At 65.2% G+C, this 18,907-nt stretch carries 20 protein-coding genes; 6 read left to right on the top strand and 14 right to left on the bottom strand.

The genetic code is table 11. The annotated features are described in order from the left end of the window. Positions 1–54: 54 nt before the first annotated feature. The 5 genes from JOF28_RS05035 (at position 55) to JOF28_RS05055 (ending at position 2,908) form a co-directional block, all read left to right on the top strand. Entirely contained in the window at positions 55–738 is a 684-nt protein-coding gene (locus JOF28_RS05035) for a hypothetical protein (protein WP_209704771.1), read from the top strand. Then, entirely contained in the window at positions 738–1,361 is a 624-nt protein-coding gene (locus tag JOF28_RS05040) for a hypothetical protein (RefSeq protein ID WP_209704772.1), read from the top strand. The genes JOF28_RS05035 and JOF28_RS05040 overlap by 1 nt, the downstream gene beginning before the upstream one ends. After that, on the top strand, positions 1,358–2,035 hold the full coding sequence (locus JOF28_RS05045) for a hypothetical protein (protein ID WP_209704774.1): 678 nt from the start codon (positions 1,358–1,360) through the stop codon (positions 2,033–2,035). The genes JOF28_RS05040 and JOF28_RS05045 overlap by 4 nt, the downstream gene beginning before the upstream one ends. Next, positions 2,035–2,256 carry a helix-turn-helix domain-containing protein gene (locus JOF28_RS05050; protein WP_209704776.1) on the top strand — a complete coding sequence of 74 codons (222 nt, stop codon included), beginning with the start codon at positions 2,035–2,037 and terminating at the stop codon, positions 2,254–2,256. Before JOF28_RS05045 ends, JOF28_RS05050 begins: the two co-directional genes overlap by 1 nt. Positions 2,257–2,317: 61 nt before the next feature. Then, positions 2,318–2,908 (top strand): histidine phosphatase family protein, encoded by a 591-nt coding sequence (locus tag JOF28_RS05055; RefSeq protein ID WP_209704778.1) that lies wholly within the window; start codon positions 2,318–2,320, stop codon positions 2,906–2,908. Here the strand turns inward: JOF28_RS05055 and cls are convergent. From cls to tilS, 12 genes are all read right to left on the bottom strand, one after another. Further along, positions 2,894–4,375, bottom strand: coding sequence for a cardiolipin synthase (cls, locus tag JOF28_RS05060; protein WP_209704780.1), 1,482 nt, complete (start codon positions 4,373–4,375; stop codon positions 2,894–2,896). The two genes, JOF28_RS05055 and cls, sit on opposite strands and share 15 nt — an antisense overlap. A gap of 81 nt (positions 4,376–4,456) precedes the next feature. Continuing rightward, positions 4,457–4,636 (bottom strand): hypothetical protein, encoded by a 180-nt coding sequence (locus JOF28_RS05065; RefSeq protein ID WP_209704782.1) that lies wholly within the window; start codon positions 4,634–4,636, stop codon positions 4,457–4,459. A gap of 172 nt (positions 4,637–4,808) precedes the next feature. Then, positions 4,809–6,347, bottom strand: coding sequence for a lysine--tRNA ligase (gene lysS / locus JOF28_RS05070; RefSeq protein ID WP_209704783.1), 1,539 nt, complete (start codon positions 6,345–6,347; stop codon positions 4,809–4,811). A gap of 82 nt (positions 6,348–6,429) precedes the next feature. Beyond that, entirely contained in the window at positions 6,430–7,158 is a 729-nt protein-coding gene (locus JOF28_RS05075; RefSeq protein WP_209704785.1) for a Rossmann-like and DUF2520 domain-containing protein, read from the bottom strand. After that, positions 7,142–8,989, bottom strand: a complete 1,848-nt coding sequence (locus tag JOF28_RS05080; protein ID WP_342452086.1) for a PH domain-containing protein — start codon at positions 8,987–8,989, stop codon at positions 7,142–7,144. The genes JOF28_RS05075 and JOF28_RS05080 overlap by 17 nt, the downstream gene beginning before the upstream one ends. Further along, positions 8,986–9,546 carry a PH domain-containing protein gene (locus JOF28_RS14895; RefSeq protein WP_425342486.1) on the bottom strand — a complete coding sequence of 187 codons (561 nt, stop codon included), beginning with the start codon at positions 9,544–9,546 and terminating at the stop codon, positions 8,986–8,988. The genes JOF28_RS05080 and JOF28_RS14895 overlap by 4 nt, the downstream gene beginning before the upstream one ends. A 198-nt stretch (positions 9,547–9,744) precedes the next feature. Beyond that, positions 9,745–10,272: a DUF3180 domain-containing protein gene (locus tag JOF28_RS05090; RefSeq protein WP_209704787.1), complete on the bottom strand. Its 528-nt coding sequence runs from the start codon at positions 10,270–10,272 to the stop codon at positions 9,745–9,747. After that, the gene (folK, locus tag JOF28_RS05095; protein WP_209704788.1) at positions 10,265–10,789 is read right to left on the bottom strand and encodes a 2-amino-4-hydroxy-6-hydroxymethyldihydropteridine diphosphokinase; all 525 of its coding nucleotides are present in this window, start codon (positions 10,787–10,789) and stop codon (positions 10,265–10,267) included. Before folK ends, JOF28_RS05090 begins: the two co-directional genes overlap by 8 nt. Next, positions 10,786–12,111, bottom strand: a complete 1,326-nt coding sequence (gene folP / locus JOF28_RS05100) for a dihydropteroate synthase (RefSeq protein ID WP_342452087.1) — start codon at positions 12,109–12,111, stop codon at positions 10,786–10,788. The genes folK and folP overlap by 4 nt, the downstream gene beginning before the upstream one ends. Before the next feature lie 2 nt (positions 12,112–12,113). After that, positions 12,114–14,162, bottom strand: coding sequence for an ATP-dependent zinc metalloprotease FtsH (gene ftsH, locus JOF28_RS05105; protein ID WP_209706803.1), 2,049 nt, complete (start codon positions 14,160–14,162; stop codon positions 12,114–12,116). Between the two features lie 175 nt (positions 14,163–14,337). Further along, positions 14,338–14,898, bottom strand: coding sequence for a hypoxanthine phosphoribosyltransferase (gene hpt / locus JOF28_RS05110; protein ID WP_209704789.1), 561 nt, complete (start codon positions 14,896–14,898; stop codon positions 14,338–14,340). Between the two features lie 27 nt (positions 14,899–14,925). Then, the gene (gene tilS, locus JOF28_RS05115) at positions 14,926–16,059 is read right to left on the bottom strand and encodes a tRNA lysidine(34) synthetase TilS (protein ID WP_209704790.1); all 1,134 of its coding nucleotides are present in this window, start codon (positions 16,057–16,059) and stop codon (positions 14,926–14,928) included. A gap of 147 nt (positions 16,060–16,206) precedes the next feature. Here tilS and ppa point away from each other — a divergent pair, with 147 nt between their 5' ends. Continuing rightward, the gene (ppa, locus tag JOF28_RS05120; protein WP_209704791.1) at positions 16,207–16,698 is read left to right on the top strand and encodes an inorganic diphosphatase; all 492 of its coding nucleotides are present in this window, start codon (positions 16,207–16,209) and stop codon (positions 16,696–16,698) included. Positions 16,699–16,806: 108 nt separating this feature from the next. Here ppa and JOF28_RS05125 read toward each other — a convergent pair whose 3' ends face one another. Further along, a complete protein-coding gene (locus JOF28_RS05125; RefSeq protein ID WP_245189875.1) occupies positions 16,807–18,156 on the bottom strand; it encodes a M23 family metallopeptidase in 1,350 nt (449 codons plus the stop codon). Positions 18,157–18,333: 177 nt separating this feature from the next. Beyond that, positions 18,334–18,795, bottom strand: a complete 462-nt coding sequence (locus JOF28_RS05130; RefSeq protein WP_209704793.1) for an Lrp/AsnC family transcriptional regulator — start codon at positions 18,793–18,795, stop codon at positions 18,334–18,336. Positions 18,796–18,907 lie beyond the last annotated feature (112 nt).

Here is an 18,907-nt window from a genome sequence, read left to right on the forward strand (position 1 = left end):
ACCCTTAACGTATCGATTAACGATAATATCGATAAACGATAAGGAGGTGGCGTCGTGGCCATCACGTCGAATCACTCACCGCAGAGCACTCCCCGCACCGTTGCCGCGCGGCGCCCCGCGCTCATCACCCTCATCACGGCGACCGCGGCGGTGCTCGCCGTCGCCGTGTTTGCTGGCGTCTGGCTCACCCTGTGGTCGTTCTCGGGCAAACTCGGCGAGTTCGCGTTCGTGACCCCGGTCGTTTCCGACCTCTCCCCCGCGCTGCACAACACCGCTGACATCTACCAGGCGTTTGACACGGTGATCGTGAGTTCGTCAGCGGCCCTCGTAGTACCCCGCACATTGGCTGCCATCGCCACGGCGCTGCCGTTCCTCATCATGATCACCGGGTGCATAGGCGTCATGATCCTCGCGCGCAGGCTACTGACGGCTCGCCCGTTCACCCGCGCCGGCCAGGTCATCATTGCGGTGCTCGGTGGCCTCGCCACGGTCAGCTCGGCGCTCATCAGATGGTGCGAGACGCGCGCCACTGAACTCGCCGTCGCCGAGCTCGGGCTGCCCACGAGCGGCGGCACAGCCACCGACTCGGCGCTTGGCCCCTGGGTCTCGCCGTCATCGTTCGACGCCCTCCAAGATCTCGACTGGCCGCTGCTCGCGCTGGGGGTCACGCTGCTCTTGGTCGCCGCGCTGTGGCGCCAGGCCTCCCGCCTCCAACGCGACACCGAAGGACTCATCTAATGCTCGCTGCCACACCAACCCTGCCGACCTACCGCCCCTCAGCGGGCGACCGCATCGGCCTCTGGATCTTTATTATCGCGGGCCTCGCCATCACGATCATCACGGCGGTGTTTGCCGGGATCCGGATCACGGAGCTGCTCAGCCCCGGGCCCATCGCGGTCGAGAGCGAATTTGCGCAGTTGCCCGCGGCCGTCGCTTCGGGCGCGGAGACACTGCCCATCGACATCTCATCGGGCACCATTTATGTGACCGAGATGCCGCTCGCCTCGCTCGTCGCCGGGGTGCTCGCGCAGGTTGTTATTGCCCTGGTCACGGCCACGATCGCGGTGTGCATGATCTTGCTGGCCGTGTCGGTGATTCGGGGCAAGATCTTCAGCAAACGCAATTCGGGCCTCGTGGCTGCGGCGGGATTCACCGGCCTGATCGGGTTTGCCGCAGCCAATCTGTTCAGCACGATGCTCGCCAACGGGGCGCTCGCCTGGGCCACCGAGCGGCAGATCGATAACACGGTCTTCAGCTTTCATCCCGGCAGCTTTTTGCTCTGGGCGTTCGTTATTGCGCTCGTGAGCTCAGTTTTTGTCATCGGGGAGCGCATGCAGCGCGATACGGAGGGACTCATATGACCACGCAACAGCCCGGCGCCGGCGGTATTGAGCGGCTGCCCCGCGAATCCGGCCCCACCAAGATGCGTTTGGACGCGTTTGCGGTGCTGGCCTTCGGCATCATGGCCGCCATCGGCATCATCACGCTCGCGGTGCAGAAGTTCGCCGCGACATTCACCCCGCACGGGGTGGTCTGGCAGCTGCCCATTGAGCCCCAGACCAGCACCGCGACGGGCCTGCAGCTGTACAACGCTGAGGGCCCGGTCGAGGCGGCCCAGGTCACAGGATCGTTTACGAGCGTCGAGGTCACCGTCACGAACCTCAATACGGTGTCGGCGGTCTGCCTCGGCGCCGGCATCGTGCTCGCCGCGCTTGCGTTCTTGATCGTGGTCGGGGCGACCGCCAGAATCGCGTGGCTCTTTCAGCGGGGTCGCTTCTTCACCCTCGCCACCAGCCACGCGCTACGTACCCTGAACTGGTCTCTGGGCATTGGCTTGCTCTGTGCCTACGCCGGCTGGAACCTCGGCGCGAACGGCATTGAGGCCGCGCTGAATGTGCGCGCCCTCAATAGTGTCAGCGGTGAATGGTGGAGTTGGTACGTCATTATGCTCTTCGCTGTCACCTCGTTCGGCCTCATCGATATTGCGCTGCGCCGCGCCATTCGGGTGCAGCACGACGCTGAGGGGTTGATCTAGTGCCGCCCGAAGAAGGTCACGAGATCAGGTGTCGCCTCGACGAACTGCTCGCCGAGCGCCAAATGACACTCACCGAGCTGAGCGAGCGGGTGGGCGTGAGCATTGTGAATCTCTCGGTGCTCAAAAATGATCGCGCGAAGGCCATCAGGTTCACCACCCTCACCGCCATCTGTAACGCGCTCGAGTGCGAGGTGGGCGAGCTGTTGGTGATGGCGCCGTAACCGCTTGGTGAATCACCGCGCGCCCACAACTCCTCGCAGCCGCACCGGATACGGTGGAATCATGAACGTGCCCTTGGACACCCCCATCGCTCTCGTGCGCCACGGCGAAACCGATTGGAACCGTGCCGCCCGCATTCAGGGCCGCACCGAGATTCCGCTCAATGACACCGGTAAGGCGCAGGCCGCTGCCACCGCCGCGCTGCTCGCTGCGGCCGGCACCTGGCGCGGCGTGCGCGCGTCGCCCCTGGGGCGCGCGATTCAGACGGCCCAGATTCTCGCGGCCGGTCTCGAGCTCGCGCAGCCCACCATCGATGAGGGCCTGTGGGAGCGCAACTTCGGCGAGGCCGAGGGCCTCGAGGTCGCGCACGCGCAGAATCGTTGGCCCGGGCTCGACGGGATCCCCGGTTCTGAATCGGTGGCTGAGGTCGCTGAGCGCTCTGCGGCCGCCATCACTCGCGTGCTTGACACCGCCCCCGGATCAATCGTCGTCGCCCACGGCGCCATGCTGCGCAACGGCCTCATCAATCTCACGGGCGAAGCCGTGCCCCGCATCCTGAACGGTGAAGTGTGGCTGCTGTTTCGCACGAAGAGCGGCATGCGCACCGAGCTCATCACTGATCCGGCCGCGGCGCAAAAGCTACTGCAGCGCTGAGGTCAGTCGGGCCAAGCCGTCGAGCAGCTGTGAACGCAGCGGCTGCTTGTCCCACTCTTCGATCGTGAGCTCTCGCGAGTTCTCGCGGTAGTAGTCGTTGACCTGGTCGAGGTCGCAGACGAAGTCTTCGCCGTGCACCACCATCGAGATCTCCATGTTCAGCCCAAACGAGCGCTGATCCATATTCGATGACCCCACCACGGCGACCGCGTCATCGACGGTGAAGTGCTTCGAGTGCAGAATATAGGGCGGCTTGAACATCCAAATGCGCACCCCGGCCTTCAGCAGCTCCTCATAGTAGGAGCGCTGCGCGTGGTACACGACGGCCTGATCGCCCGTTTCTGACACGAACAGTTCAACGTCAACCCCGCGGGCGGTGGCGGCACGCAGCGCGTTCATGATCGACCCGTCTGGCACGAAGTAGGGGCTCGTGATGCTGATGCGGCGCTTGGCCGTATACAGCAGTGCCACGAACACCTGCAGGTTGTTCTCGCCCGCATAGCCTGGGCCGCTCGGCACGATCTGGCATTCCAGTTCGCCCGAGTGATCGACCTCGATATCGTCGTCGACCAGGTGGTTCAGGTACTCATCGGTTTCGAGGTACCAGTCCCCCTGAAACACCGCTTCAAGGCCCAACACGATGGGGCCTTCGACCCGCACCATCAGGTCCTTCCAGTGCAGACCACGGCGCCTATTGGCGGGCTTGTTGTAGCTCGAGTCGACGAGGTTCTGCGAACCCATGAAACCGACCTTGCCGTCGATCACCATGAGCTTGCGGTGGTTACGCAGATCGGGGCGCTGGTATTCGCCGCGCCACGGCCGCACGGGCAGCATGTAGTCCCACTCGGCGCCCATGTCGGTGAGGCTTTTCTTCGTGCGCTTGGCACCCGGGTTGCGCACCGCCGAAATGTGGTCGAGCAGCACACGCACCTCGACACCGCGCTCGACGGCTTCGCGCATCGCTTGGAAGACGTCGTCGGTGGTGGTGTCGTGCACGAGAATATAAAACTCGATGTGCACAAACACTTCGGCCTGGCGAATCGCTGCGGCCATCTGCGCGAACGAGTCTTCGTAGTCGATGCAGATGCTCGCTTTGTTGCCCGAGAGCATCGGCTGCGCACCGAGGGTGCGACCGAGACGCGCCACGCTGTCGAGGCCATCCTGCAGCTGCGTTGCTGGGGTGATGACCTCGCGCTCTTCGCGGTCAGCGACCTGAGCCACGAAGTGGTTGATAGCTTCTTGTTTTTGTTCTCGATGCTTGGGTAGCCGCTTGCTCCCGATGATCAAAAACAGAATCAGGCCGGGTACGGGGAAGAAGAAAATCGCCATCAGCCAGGCCATGCCTGACGTGGGCCGGCGATTGCGGGGCACCACGAAGAGTGCAATGATTCTGATCACATTGTCGATGATCAGCACCGACCATGCCCAGATAACTGGCAGGCTCACCAGATCCCAAGTGAATGCCACGTGCACCTCCCCAGCTCAACCACACATTTGTGTAACTGAGTTCACCTTACCGGGCGGGGCGCCCGAGGTTAGAACCCCTGGTTAGGAATCTTCACGAAGCGGCAGGCCTGCCTTGGCCCGCTCTTCGTTTTCAATCTGTCGATAGACACGTCGCTCGGTGCGATCCGCACGCAAAATCAGACGCAAGACGAGCCAGAAGAACAGCCCGATGAACACGGTCGGCAACAATGACCAGCCCGCGTTTACCCACCAATTATCCATACTTGAGATTCTAGCGGGGCTCCCCTGTGGCTTCCTGAGCGCAGAACTCCTCGGCTCAGATTGAGCCCAGCTACAAAAAACCGACCCGGTAGCGCGCTGAGCTGACAGCGCGCTACCGGGTCGGTAGTGTCCATGGACACGGGTGATGAGCTGACGTAACGCCAGCCGTCACCTACTTCACAAGCGGGAAGAGGATGGTCTCGCGAATGCCGAGGCCGGTGAGGGCCATCAGCAGGCGGTCCATGCCCATGCCCATGCCACCGGCGGGCGGCATGCCGTGCTCGAGGGCGCGCAGGAAGTCTTCGTCGACGCCCATGGCCTCGACGTCACCGCGGGCAGCCTCTGCCGCCTGCTGGGTGAAGCGCTCGCGCTGCACGACGGGGTCAACGAGCTCAGAGTAGCCGGTGGCCAGCTCGAAGCCGCGAATGTACAGGTCCCACTTCTCCACAACGCCCTCGATGGAGCGGTGGTGGCGCGTCAGCGGGCTGGTCTCGACCGGGAAGTCCATCACGAAGGTGGGCTTGGTGAGCCCGTCCTTCACGAAGTGCTCCCACAGTTCTTCGACGAGCTTGCCGTGGTTGGCGAGGTGCACCTCGACGCCCTCGGCATCGGCGATGGCCTGCAGGTCAGCAACCGAGGTGGCGGGGGTGATCTCGCGGCCGGCGGCTTCAGACAGCGTGCCGTACATCGAGATGCGATCCCAGTTGCCGCCCAGATCGAACAGCGTGCCGTCGGCCCACTTCACGACGTGCGTGCCTTCGCGGTCGCTGCCCACGTTCGCTGCGAGGGCAGCGTTCTGAATCAGATCCTGCGTCAGGTCTGCGATGCCGTTGTAATCGGTGTACGACTCGTACGCTTCAAGCATCGCGAACTCGGGGCTGTGCGTCGAGTCTGCGCCTTCGTTGCGGAAGTTGCGGTTGATCTCGAACACGCGGTCGAGGCCACCGACCACGGCGCGCTTCAGGTACAGCTCGGGTGCGATGCGCAGGTACAGCTCGGTGTCAAACGCGTTCGAGTGCGTCACGAACGGGCGTGCCGAAGCGCCGCCGTGCATGGTCTGCAGCATCGGCGTCTCAACCTCGAGGTAGTTGCGCTCGGCGAACGTCTGGCGCAGGCTCGACATGGTGCGTGCGCGGGTGACCACGTTGGTGCGGGCCTGCTCTCGCTGAATGAGATCGAGGTAGCGCTGGCGCACCTTGGTTTCTTCATTCAGTTCTATGTACATGTTGGGCAACGGCGCGAGGGCCTTTGCCGCAACCTGCCACGAGGTGACCATGATCGACAGCTCGCCGCGGCGGCTCGAGATCACCTCACCCGAGATGAACAGGTGGTCGCCCAGGTCGGTGAGCTCCTTGTACTGTGCGAGCGATTCTTCGCCCACCTCAGCGAGGCTCACCATGGCCTGAATGCGGGTGCCGTCGCCAGCCTGCAACGAGGCGAAGCAGAGCTTGCCCGTGTTGCGCTGGAACACCACGCGGCCCGCAACACCCACGGTCGCACCCGACTCGGTGCCGGGGGTCTCCTCGAGGTGACCCCACTCGGCACGCACTGCGGGGATCGTCGTGGTGACGGGCACCGAGACGGGGTATGCACCGCCGCCGAGGGCTGCCCCGGCGTTCAGCTTGTCGCGCTTCTCCAGGCGCACGCGCTTCTGCTCGAAGACGTCTTCTTCGCTCGTCGCGGGTGTGCTGGCTGCAGGCTGATCGCTCATTGTGGCGGGGTCCTCCGTGTTCGTGGCTCGCCAGATCCAAGCAGATCGGCGTATCGAACTATCCTACGCGAGCGAACCGGGGTTATTGTTCGTCGAAGGCTGAGGATGGGTCGCTGGCCTCTGATCCGGATCCAGCAGACAGGGCCTCCTCGAGCGCCGCTCGCACGAGACCGCCCAGCAACTGCGCGGGTGCGTCGATGTTGATCTCGCGTAGCGCGTTGAGCCCCTGCCGCACGACGGCGCCCACGAGGTCGCGCGAGGCGGTCACCGCGTCGGCGTAGGCCGCGCGATCCGCCTCAGCGACGGTCACCGGTTCGGCCCCCATTTCGACCGCGAGGGCCATGCCGATGGGCAGCACGGGCGCGGGCGCGGTGACCGCGATCGACGCGCCAGACAGGCGCGTGAGGTCGAGGCTCGTGCCCGTGAACTGCAGCGCGGGGTGCAGCGCGAGCGGAATCACTCCGGCGGCCATGGCGGGCGCGAAGACACCGTAGCCGTATTCGGCGGCGGTGTGGATGACGAGCTGGCCGGGCTGCCAAGCGCCCGTCGCGGTCAGCCCCGTGATGAGACCGGGCAGTTCGTCGCCGGGGATCGCAATCAGCACAAGCTCAGAGCGACGCACCACCTCGGCAACGTCGAGCACGGGCACGCCGGGCAGCATCACTTCGGCGCGCTCACGACTTACTTCGCTGATGGCGCTGATGCCGGTGATGGCGTGGCCCGCTCCGGCGAGGGCGCGGGCGAGCACGGGGCCCACCTTGCCCGCGCCGATCACGCCAACGCCCAGTCTCGACTCACTTGCTGATGACATGTTTCGCTTTCTGTACGGATTCGTCGGTCTGCGCGCGCAAGACGCACGCACTCAGCTCGTCGAAGAATGCTTGCGCCTGCGTGAGTTCGATGCCGCGCGCCTGCATCTGCATCGGGCCGAGCACGGTGTGCGCCTGCACTGAGGCGAGGCCGATCATACGGTGCACGAGCGGGCGATGCAGCATCACCGACTGGGCGCGCACGACGGGCATCACCCCGAGTGAGCGGGTCATGAAGCCGCGGCGCACGCGCAGGGTGGCGTTGTGCTCCCCCGCGTCGGCGATCGTGATGCCTGACCGGCGACGACCAAACCACAGCACCCAGCCGGCCTTCGGCCCGGCGCCCAGGTAGCCCGCGGCCTGGCCACTGAGGCCGTCCTTCAGCCCCTCGATCTCGTGCGCTTCGTCGCCGATGCCGGGCAGCAGCGTTTCGAACACCCGCAACACATCGGCCTCGGTGCCCACCGGCAGCACAACGTTTTGCATGGCGTTTTGGCCAGCCTGTGCGGCCGAGTGCCCGGCAGTGGTGATGCGCACCTTCCACCAGCCCAGCGGCCGCCACATCAGCGGCTGCCGTGCCTCAATGGCATGAATGCGGCCAAACGGAATGGTTTCGGTGAGCGTCGAGGTGAGCCCCGCGCCCGTGCGCACCGTGTCATGACCGCGCGACAGCGTGAAGTTGAAGCCCTTGTTGAACTGCCCGATCATCACACTCGCCATCACGATCACCATCGGCAATATACCTAGCAAAAGGCCCGGCTCCGTCGTGATCGCGGTCACGATGACGCCCACCACGATCAGGATCAGTGACACCATTTCCCAGCTCAGCGCGATGCTCGCGATCAGCCGGGGCACCGGCACACGCACCAGGGTGTTCTCGGTGATCGCCTTCGGGTCGATGTCGGCGTCGATGAAGTCGGCGGCGCGTTCGGTGAGGGCAACGTCGAACGCCGCCGCCCGGCTGGGCTCGGGTGGCCCCATGTCGGGGTACTCGGTGCTCTGGTACCCCGACACGGGGCCACCAAATGCGCCGTTCACACCGGCTGCCGCGGCTGCGCCTGCTGTCCCGGCTGCCCCGGCCGTTCCCAGGGTGTCGTCGAGCTTAGGTGGCCACAAATCGTTGTTTTCGGGGCTCTGGTACCCCGATTTGTGGCCACCCAACGCGGTGGGGTCGCTTGTCGCAGGTGCGGCGGCGGTCGCTGCGCTGCCACCGCGGAGGGCAGCTGCTGCCCCCAGAATTTCCTGCCGCACCGTCTTCGCGTGCTGGTAATTCAGGTACGCAAGCTCGACCTTGCCGCCCTGCCCTGCCGTGACGATCTCGATCTTGGTGAGCCCGAGTATGCGCGCCAGCATCGGGCGCTGCAGGTTGACGCTTTGAATGCGTTCGAGCGGTGCGCGCCGGTGGCTGCGAAATACGACCCCGTTCTTCGCTTCCACCGCCTCGGCAGAGATGCGGTAGGTCGAGAACCGCCAGGCGATCCACGAGAACAGCACAATGAGGGCGACGACGCCCAGCAGGGCGCCGAGCGCAATCAGCAGCAAGCCTTTCTCGGCGAAGAACCCGATCGGGTCTTGGGCTCCCGAGTACTCGTTGAGGTCTTCCCCGCCGCCCAAGAAGCGGTCGCCCACGAAAAGCTCGATGAAGCGATCACGAAAGTTTGCGACGATGATGCCCGCGATGACGAGCAGCGCAATGCCACCCTTCAACAGGGGCGACAGCGGGTGCATCCGATGCCAGACCTCGGGGTCGGGCACGGACGCCGAAATCTGCTCGGCCTCGGGTTGTGGCTCGAGGTGCTGCTCGGGGTGCTGCTCGGGCAGTTCGGCGGTCACAGCCCTGACCGCCGCGTCTCTGCGAGCTGCACGAGGTGATCGCGCAGCGCTTCGGCGTCCTCGAGCTTGAGCCCGGGCAGTTGCACGCCCGTCGCGGCCGAGGCCGTGACGAACTTCAGCGTGGCAAGCCCCAGCGAGCGCAGCAACGGTCCACGCGTGACGTCAACGAGCTGCAGGCGGCCGTAGGGCACCGCGATCACGCGCTCGAACATGATGCCGCGGCGAAACAGCAGATCGTCTTCGCGCAGAATGTATCCGATCGCGCGCACCCGTCGAAACGCGAGCAGCGCGTTGATCAGCAGCACGACGACGACGCAGGGAATCAGGATCATCGGCACGAGCGGCAGGTCTTGGTCGTTTATGAAGAAGATGAACGCGCCCACCGCGGCAACGGCCACCACGAGCAGCAGGTTAATCGCGAGGTCGGCCCAGGCGTACGAGGTGGCGACGCGCGTCCACTCGTGCGCTGGCTGTGCGGCAGGTGTTACCTGCTCTGCTTGATCCTCCGGAGCTGCCTGCTCTGCAGACGTTGCCTCCGCAGTCTGCGCCGCAGGCACTGGCTGCTCTGCAGGAGCTGCGTGCGCTGCGTGCGCTGCGTGCGCTGCCGTTGCGGGCACCGCGGCTTCTGTGTGCTGGGCTGCTTCTGCGGGCTGCGCTGATACGGCCGCGCCGGTGGGCGAGCTCACGGTGACGGGCTCAGGGTCGCCCTGACTTACGGGGGTCGAGAGATGCTCTTCGGGGTTCACCCCTCCAGCTTACGGTCGACGGTAGGCGGTCTGGGTTTCTGGCCCGCCTTCTTCCTCTTCATTCCCAGCAGTTTTCTCGCCGTCGTTCGGCGGAACCCTGCACCACCGCTCAGTGAGCACACCGCAAATCACGAGCGCGACCCCGGCAACGAGCGCCATCACCATCGGCAGCCATGTGCTGGTGGGGGCCGGTACGCTGCGTCCCAGCAGCGACAGCACGAGCCCCGCGCCGAATCCCCCAAATAGGCCGCCGACGAGGCTGCCCGCGCGCGCCGACACCAGCACCCGCACCGCATGAAACGGGTCGACCTGCTGATGCGGGTCGGCGATGGTGCGCTTCAGGCGCAGCCCGAATACGAGCAGCACCGCCGCGATCGCGGCGAGCGAGATCGCCAAACTGTAGGGCGGCACGAGGGGCGACTGCCCCGATCGCGCGAGCCCAAACTGCACAAGCAGCCCGGCCACGAGGCCGAACCCTGCCGCGACGAGCGGCGCGAGCGGCCGCGAGGAAGGCTGGGGGCTGGGCTGATTAGGCATGATCCGGATCTTCTGATCGATCGAGCGGAGAGGTCGTGTCGCCGATGCGCGCGAGCAAATCGGCGACGCGGCCGTGGCCCATCAGCACCGCGGCGGGCTCGAGATCGAGCCAGGGTGAAAGCACGAAGTCGCGCTCGTGGGCGCGCGGGTGCGGCACCGACAAGCGGTCGTCTGCGATCACCCGGCCGCTGTAGAGAATGAGGTCGAGATCGAGGGTGCGGGCGCCCCAGCGCACATCGCGCACGCGGCCGTGCTGCAGTTCGATGCGCTGCATGACATCGAGCAGCTCGTGCGGGGTGAGCGTCGTCGTGGCGCGGGCGACGCCGTTGAGGTACCGCGGGGCCTCGGGATCAGGCCCGTTGAGGGTCATCGCGATTGTCTCGCGCAGCGGCGAGGCCGCCACGTCGAAGATGCCGGGGGTGGCCGCGAGTTCGGCCTGGGCCGCGAGGATCGTCTCGCCGCGGTCCCCCAGATTCGCGCCGAACGCGATCAGCACGGGGGCCACCTGCGCGATCATGCTGTGCCTCCGGTCGCGGGGCGGCGAACGACCGTGACGGATACATCGGCGAAGGTTTCGGCGATCGGCGCATCAGGTTTGTGGACCGTGATGCGGGCCTCGCGCACTCCGGCGAATGACAGCGCGACAGCGGCCACCCGTTCGGCGACCGTTTCGATGAGGTCGACGGGGTCGCGGCGCACGGCCTCGGCGATGGCGTCGGCGAGTTCGCCGTAGTGCACCGTTTGGCCGAGCTCATCGCCTGCGGCGGCGGCGTGCAGATTGACGGCCACCTCGGCGTCAATAATAAACTTTTGGCCGGCTTCGCGTTCGAAGTCGAACACTCCGTGGTGCGCGAAGACCTCAAGCCCGGTGAGCGTGATGCGGTCTTCGAGCCCGTCGCGGTCGGCTGCAGTGTCGCTGGTCTCGGCGTGAGCGTTCGCGCGGGGCTGCGGTAGGGCTGCCTGCGGTTCGGCTGCCTGCGGCGCGATGGTCTGCTGCTCGCCCGCCTGCCACGCCGATGCGATGGCCAGCGCTTGGGCGGTGCCCGCCACGTCGTGCACACGCACGCCCCAAGCGTTGGCGCGCGCCGAGAACGCACTCACCACTGAGGTGGCGAGGTCGCGTTCGTGGCTGTCGCAGTCTGCTGAGTGGCCGGTTACGGCGTCGGTCAGCCCGCCCAGCGCTTCGCCCAGCATGCGTTTGCGTGAGGCCCCCACGAGCACGGGATACCCGGTGTCGATGAGCTCAGACAACCGGGCCAATAGCTCCCAGCACTGCGCATCGGTCTTATCGAACCCGAGACCCGGATCAAGGATGAGGTGGGCCGGGTCAACGCCCGCAGCGATCGCGGTGTCAGCGAGCGCGAGCAGGGCGTCGCGCACCTCGGCAACGACGTCGTCATAGGCCGAGCGCACGTGCGCGGCATCGGGGATGCCCCGCCAGTGCCCCAGAATGAATCGGGTGCCATGCTGCTGGCTGGCCGCTGCGGCCACCGCAAACATGCGGGGGTCGTGCAGTCCCCCCGAAACATCGTTGATGTACCGGGCACCGCACGCGGCAACGGCTTCTGCCGTCGCCGCATGAATGGTGTCCACCGACACCGGGATGCCGCGCTCGACGAGCGCGCGCACCACGGGTAGTACGCGTGCGGCTTCTTCGGTTTCGCTCACCGGCGTTGAACCCGGCCGCGTCGATTCGCCGCCGACGTCGATCAGGGTCGCGCCCTGTGTCATCAGCTGTTCGCCGCGGCGCACCGCGGTGGCGACGTCGAAGTATCGGCCGCCGTCGCTAAACGAGTCGGGTGTGACATTCAGCACACCCATGACTTCGGTGAGCGCCACGCCTACTGCTCCGAAGCTTCCGATGCCTCCGTACCGTCGGCCTGCGGTGCTTCGGTGTGCGAAGCGGGTGTGGCCGCGTCAGGATCACCCACACCGGTGACCGCGGAGCTCGGTACGCCCTTCATGTCGAGCGACGATACGTCGATGGCTGCGCCGTCGGTGCGCACCGCTGCCGGGACCTCGATCGGAGGCCGGGTCGATACTGGGCGGTCACCGTGTGACAGCCACACGGCGCGCTTGGGCAGTCGCTTCACGTGCGTGAAGATCTCGGCGATCTGGTTGTGGTCGAGCGTCTCTTTCACGAGCAGCTCGCGCGCGAGGTTGTCGAGGATGTCACGGTTCGTCGTGAGCACCTCGTACGCCTCGTTGTGCGCCTGTTCCATCAGCGCCCGTACCTCGGCGTCGATCGACACCGCCAGTCCCTCTGAGTAGTCACGGTTCTGACCGAAGTCGCCCATGAACGCACCCGGCTGAGCCTGGCCCAGCTTCACGGGGCCCACGATGGCCGACATACCGTATTCGGTGACCATCTTGCGGGCCGTGTCGGTTGCCTTCTCAATGTCGTTACCCGCGCCCGTGGTCGGGTCGTGGAAGACGAGCTCTTCGGCGACGCGGCCACCCAGCGCGTACGCCATCTGGTCGAGCAGCTCGTTGCGGGTCACCGAGTACTTGTCCTCGAGCGGAATCACCATCGTGTAACCCAGCGCGCGACCGCGCGGCAGAATGGTGATCTTGGTAACCGGATCGGTGTGGTTCAGACCGGCCGCCACGAGTGCGTGACCGCCCTCGTGGTACGCCGTCACCAGGCGCTCGTGATCGCGCATCAAGCGCGTGCGGCGCTGCGGGCCAGCAATCGAGCGGTCGATGGCTTCGTCAAGCGCACGGTTATCGATGAGCTGTGCGTTCGAGCGCGCGGTCAGCAGCGCTGCCTCGTTGAGCACGTTGGCGAGGTCGGCGCCCGAGAACCCGGGGGTCTTACGAGCGACCACTTCGAGGTCAACGTTCGCAGAGAGCGGCTTGCCCTTTGAGTGCACCTGCAGAATCTTGAGACGGCCCGGCATATCGGGCGCGTCCACGCCCACCTGGCGGTCGAAGCGACCCGGGCGCAGCAGCGCGGGGTCGAGCATGTCGGGGCGGTTGGTCGCCGCGATCATGATGACGTTGGCCTTGGGATCGAAGCCATCCATCTCGACGAGCAGCTGGTTGAGGGTCTGCTCACGTTCGTCGTGGCCACCGCCCATGCCCTGCCCGCGACGCTGACCGACCGCGTCGATCTCGTCGATGAAGATGATGGCGGGGGCGTTTGCCTTGGCCTCCTTGAAGAGATCGCGCACGCGGCTTGCGCCCACGCCAACGAACATTTCAACGAAGTCTGAACCCGAAATGGAGTAGAACGGTACGCCGGCCTCGCCCGCCACAGCGCGAGCGAGCAGGGTTTTACCCGTGCCGGGAGGGCCATACAACAGCACGCCCTTGGGAATGCGCGCGCCCACTGCTTCGAAGCGGGTGGCGTCTTGCAAAAAGTCTTTAATCTCGTGCAGCTCTTCAACGGCTTCGTCAGCACCAGCGACGTCATCGAAGGTTACCTTCGGCATGTCCTTGGAGACGAGCTTGGCCTTGTTCTTGCCAAACTGCATCACACCCTTGCCACCGCCCTGCATGGATGACAGCATCCACCAGATCAGCAGGCCAATGAGCAGCATCGGCAGCAGGAAGGACAGCAGCGACCAGAACGGGTTGGGCTGCGGCACCTTGTCGTTGAAGCCATCCTTGATGGTGGCATCATCGACGGCCTTCACGACGTCAGCACCGCGGGGCGTGACGTAGTAGAAGAACACGTCGGTGGCGCCGGTCTTCTTGTCGGCCTTCGTGAGCGTGAGGTTGACGCGCTGGTCACCGTCAACGATCTCGGCCTTCTTCACCTGACCATCGGCAAGCATCTCGAGGCCCTGCTCAGTGGGCACCTCGCGTGTGTTGCCACCCGACAGCAGCGACCATCCCAGCAGCACAATCAGCGGTGCCAAGATCAGATAGACCAGCGGCCCCCGCATCAGCTTTTTGCTTTTGGTCGGGCTCTTCGGGGTGTTCTCTGCCAAGTCAGCGCCTTTCGGGTACGCGGGGTGCAGGTGTAAGCGTAGCTAATGCCACTGTCATCAACACCGTGCTGGGGCGGTTGTACGCTCATGGCGCACAACCGCCCCAGCACGGCATCAACGAACGGAGAAGCTATTCGCCCTTGGTGTAGACGTGGGGCGCGAGAATCGCGACGTCACGCAGGTTGCGGTAGTCCTCGGCGTAATCGAGACCGTAGCCGACCACGAACTCAACAGGAATGTCGAAGCCGACGTAGGCCACGTCAACCTCAACCTTGAGTGCCTCGGGCTTGCGCAGCATGGTGCAGATACGCACCGACTTCGCGCCACGAATCTCGAGGTTCTCCTTCAGCCATGACAAAGTGAGGCCCGAGTCGATGATGTCTTCGACGATCAGAACATCGCGGCCGGCGATGTCGGCATCGAGGTCCTTCAGAATCTTGACGACGCCGCTCGACTTGGTGCCAGCGCCATACGACGAGACAGCCATCCAGTCCATCTGTGCGTGGAAACGCAGCTCGCGGGCCAGGTCGGCCATCACCATGACAGCGCCCTTGAGCACGCCCACCAGCAGCGGCGGCTCTTCGGGGTAGTCGGCTTCAATTTCGCGGGCCATTTCCGCAAGGCGAGCGTGTAGCTCAGCTTCGGTGTGCAGTACTTCAGTGAGATCGTCACTCAGGTGTTCAACGTCCATTCCAATACTTTACCGCCGTCGCCTTAGCTACTCCCGAGAAATCGACCGGGGAGACCCGATCTGGGCGTGAAAATGCAGCACGTTTGCCCGCCTGGTGACCGCGATCCCCGGCACATACACGGTCGATTGGCCCCGCCAAGCAGTGATCAGCTCAGTGATCGCGAGGGTGTGACCGCGCTCGAGCTGGGCACCAAAATGATCGCGCGCCATGATGCGCACTACGCGGTGCACAATCGCTGCGGGCTCCCCCGCGAGCGCGGCGACGGCCACCTGCGCATCCCGGGAGTCCCCTGCGGTCACCACGCGGCGCGTGAGCTGCTCGGCAATCTCGTCAAGGGCGTCGGCATCCTCGCGCGCAAGGTCGGCGGTGCGGGCGAGCGCCGCGGCCACCCCCGGCCCCAGCTCGGTCTCGAGCACCGGCAGCACGCGATCGCGCACCCGCACCCGCGCGTATCGCGGATCGGTGTTGTGCGGGTCTCGCCAAAACGTGGCGGCCTGATCGAGGCACGCGGCTTCGGTGGTTTCGCGGTCAATCGCGGGGTCGCTCGCCAAGAACGGACGCCGCATCTGGGTGCCGTTCGCGAGCGCACGCTGCCGTGGAATCCCCGCCAAACTGCGCAGCCCCGAGCCACGCGCCAGCCCCAAGAGCACCTGCTCGGCCTGGTCTCCGCGGGTGTGGGCGGTCAAAATGGCCGCCGCCCCATGCAGCTCGGCCGCCCCCGCGAACGCCGCATAGCGCGCCTCGCGGGCCTGCGCCTCGGGGCCCCCGGGTGCCTGGCCCACGCGCACTCGCTCCACGAGCACCGGATCAAGACCCGCCGCCCGCGCCTGCGCCGCGGCAGCATCGGCCACCTCGGCCGAGCCCTGTTGCAGCCCGTGGTCGACCACCACCGCTCCGGCCCGCACCCCACAATTCGGCGCTTCATACGCCACCGCAAGCGCGAGCGCGAGCGAATCGGCACCGCCCGACAGCGCGACCAGCACGAGCGGCGGCGCGGCCGGTGCAGACTGACCCGGCTGAGCAGTCTGAGCTGGTTGACCAGCCGCGTTGATCTGAGCTGACCGCGCTGCGCGATGCTGAGCGGCGACCTCACGCAACACGCGCCGCGCAGCCACGCGCGTGGCCACGACCGCTCGGCCAAAGATTCGCTGCTGGGACATGCTCTTAACGCTACCGCGATGCCCGCCACGGCGGGCGCGGCAGCTGAAGTGACACTGTGAGACCCGGGCGCTCTTCGCGCGGTGAGGTCGGTTCGGGTAACCTGTTGCACAGCATCACCCTCATTACATTTACGCAAGGAGCAGCCAGTGACCGCAGCGTTCGACGCCGTCATCGAAATCCCCAAGGGGAGCCGCAACAAGTACGAGATCGACCACGAGACGGGGCGCGTCTACCTTGACCGCGTACTGTTCACCGGTTTTGTGTATCCCGCCGATTACGGCTTCTTTGAGGAGACCCTCGGCGAAGACGGCGATCCGCTCGACGTGCTCGTACTGCTCGACTACCCGGTCTACCCCGGCGTGGGCATCAAGGTACGCCCCGTGGGCGTACTACGCATGAGCGACGAGGCCGGCGGAGACGACAAGGTCGTTGCCGTGCAGGTGAAGGATCCCCGCTGGAGCCACATTCAGGATGTCGAAGATATCCCTGAGTACACCCGCAAGGAGATCGAGCACTTCTTCGAGCGTTACAAGGATCTTGAGCCCGGCAAGTGGGTCAAGGTTGATGCGTGGGGCAACGCGGCTGATGCCGAGCGCCTCATCGTTGAAGCTCAGGAGCGCCTGGCCTCACAGTCCTAAGCTCTCCACGCAGTAACGCAAAAAGCGCTGGGAAACGATTCGTTTCCCAGCGCTTTTTGTCTGTGTGCGGGCCCGCAGCGGCCGGTGTGACCGCCGCGGTGATCGCGATTACAGCGCGATGTAATCCTGCGGGTTCACGAACCCGTACCAACCGTTGTCTTGGTTGGGCCGCATCTCGAAGTGCAGGTGGCAACCGGTGCTCGCACCGGTTGATCCGACGTAGCCAAGCACCTGACCTGCGCCCACGGGCTGGCCCGGGGCCACAGCGGCCCACTGAATCATGTGCGCGTACCGGGTCTGCCAACCGTTGGGGTGGTTGACGGTCACCATGTTGCCGCCGGCGCCCTCTTCCCAGTAGGTGAGCGCGACGGTGCCCTCGGCCGCCGAAACGATCGGGGTGCCGCAAGCGGTCGCCAGGTCTGTACCGGTGTGATCCCAGCGGCCCGGGCTGCGGTAGCCCTCAGAGACGTAGTACCCCGAGGTGGGAATTGTCCAGCCGTTTGACGTGTTGGGGGGCGGCGGTGCCGACGGAGCGGGCGCGGCCGGAGTCTCAGCGGGCGGGGCCGGGGCCTCACCGGGTGCTTCGGGCGCGGGAGTTGCGGTCAGTCCGTCTTCGATGCGGCGCCGTTCCAGTTCATCCAGGCGTGCCTGCTCGGCAGCCTCGGCGGCCTGACGCTCACGCTCAGCCTCTTCTGCGAGGCGCTGGCGCTCGGCCGCTTCCTCGGCCAGGCGCTTCGCTTCAGCGATGCGCTGTTCTTCTTCGATGCGCAGCCGCTCTTTGTAACCGTCAACGGTCTTCGACGTTTTGTCCTTCAACGCCTCAAGCTTGACCTCAAGGTCGCGCTGCTGCGCCTCTTGTTCAGCTACTAGTACGCCCTGCTGGGTGACAGCCGCGGCCGCGGATTCTTCCTTGACCTTCTGTTCCTGGCGTAGTACCTCGCGCTCGGCTTCAGCAGCTTCAGCCTGCTTACTCAGCGACGACGCCGTGTTCGCGGTCTGTTCGGCTTCTTCTGAGAGCTTCGAGTTGCGTTCGGTGGCCTTCGACATCGACGCCATGCGCTCAAGCAGCGCGTCTGCCGTGCTGGCATCAGAGTCGAGGAAGAGTTCCATGCTGCGGTCGACACCGCCCGAGCGGTACATCTGCGCGACGATAACGCTGGCCTGATCGGCGGCTTCTTGCGCCTTGATCTTGCTGGCTTCTGCCTCGGTGTTGAGCGTGTGCGCCTTGTCTGAGGCCACGGCGAGCGCCTCTTCGGCAACCTTGAGCTCGGCCAGCTCGCCCGCGTGCATGTTGCGGCGACGGTCGAGCTCTTTCTCGCCGTCAGCGATCAAGCCTTCAATTTCGGTGACCTTTTTATCGGCAGCGGCCTGGTTCTTCTTCGCTGCCTCAACGTCGTCCCACGTGGGGAGGTCAAGAGCCTGTGCTGCGGGAGCATTACCCTGCTGAACTACGGCCATGCCTGCAATGAATGCACACACACCCAGCACCGCGAGCCCTCGTCGAAACCTCGAATGGGTCCGTACGCGCATGTGGTGACCTCTTCCCTGCAATTTGTGTCGTCACAACCACCGCTACGCTAGCACCCGGCCGTGCCAGATGTGCTGAAGCAAGCCTGAAAATCCTGCCGCCCCGCATCACGCTTCATTCAATAGCCCGGTGACTCGATAAGGAATCACCTCGCGAAGAAACAGGCTGGTCGAGGTGCGATTGATGCCAGGGCACAGGCGAATCTCTTCGCTCACACGGTAGAGGTCATCTGGATCCTTAGCCACCACACGCAAAAGCAAATCGGTGTTGCCAGCTGGCGCAAAACATTCAAGCACCTCGGGAATACTCGCCAGCGCCGCAATCGCCTCGCTGATTTGGTGCTGGTCGAGCTCGACCTGCACACTCGCGGCGACGGGCCGGCCAAGCGCTGCGGGGGTGACGCGAGAAGAGTGCGCACGCAGCATGCCCGATTCGCGAAGCTTCTCGAGCCGCGTCTGCACGGTGCCGCGGGCGAGGCCGAGCCGCATCGCGATCATCGCGGTGGGCATGCGGCCGTCTTCGTCGAGCGCAGCAAGAATGCGGCGATCAGTTGCGTCAAGATCATTCATTTTGACCACTTTCTGCTGGGATATTCGCGGCAAGATTGATCATATTGCTCAACTTCAAATTTGTCGCTTGCTCAATACGCCACACTGCGATGTACTTTCTGTGTGCCGCAGA

It is taken from the genome of Leucobacter exalbidus (assembly GCF_017834145.1).
Classification (GTDB): domain Bacteria; phylum Actinomycetota; class Actinomycetes; order Actinomycetales; family Microbacteriaceae; genus Leucobacter; species Leucobacter exalbidus.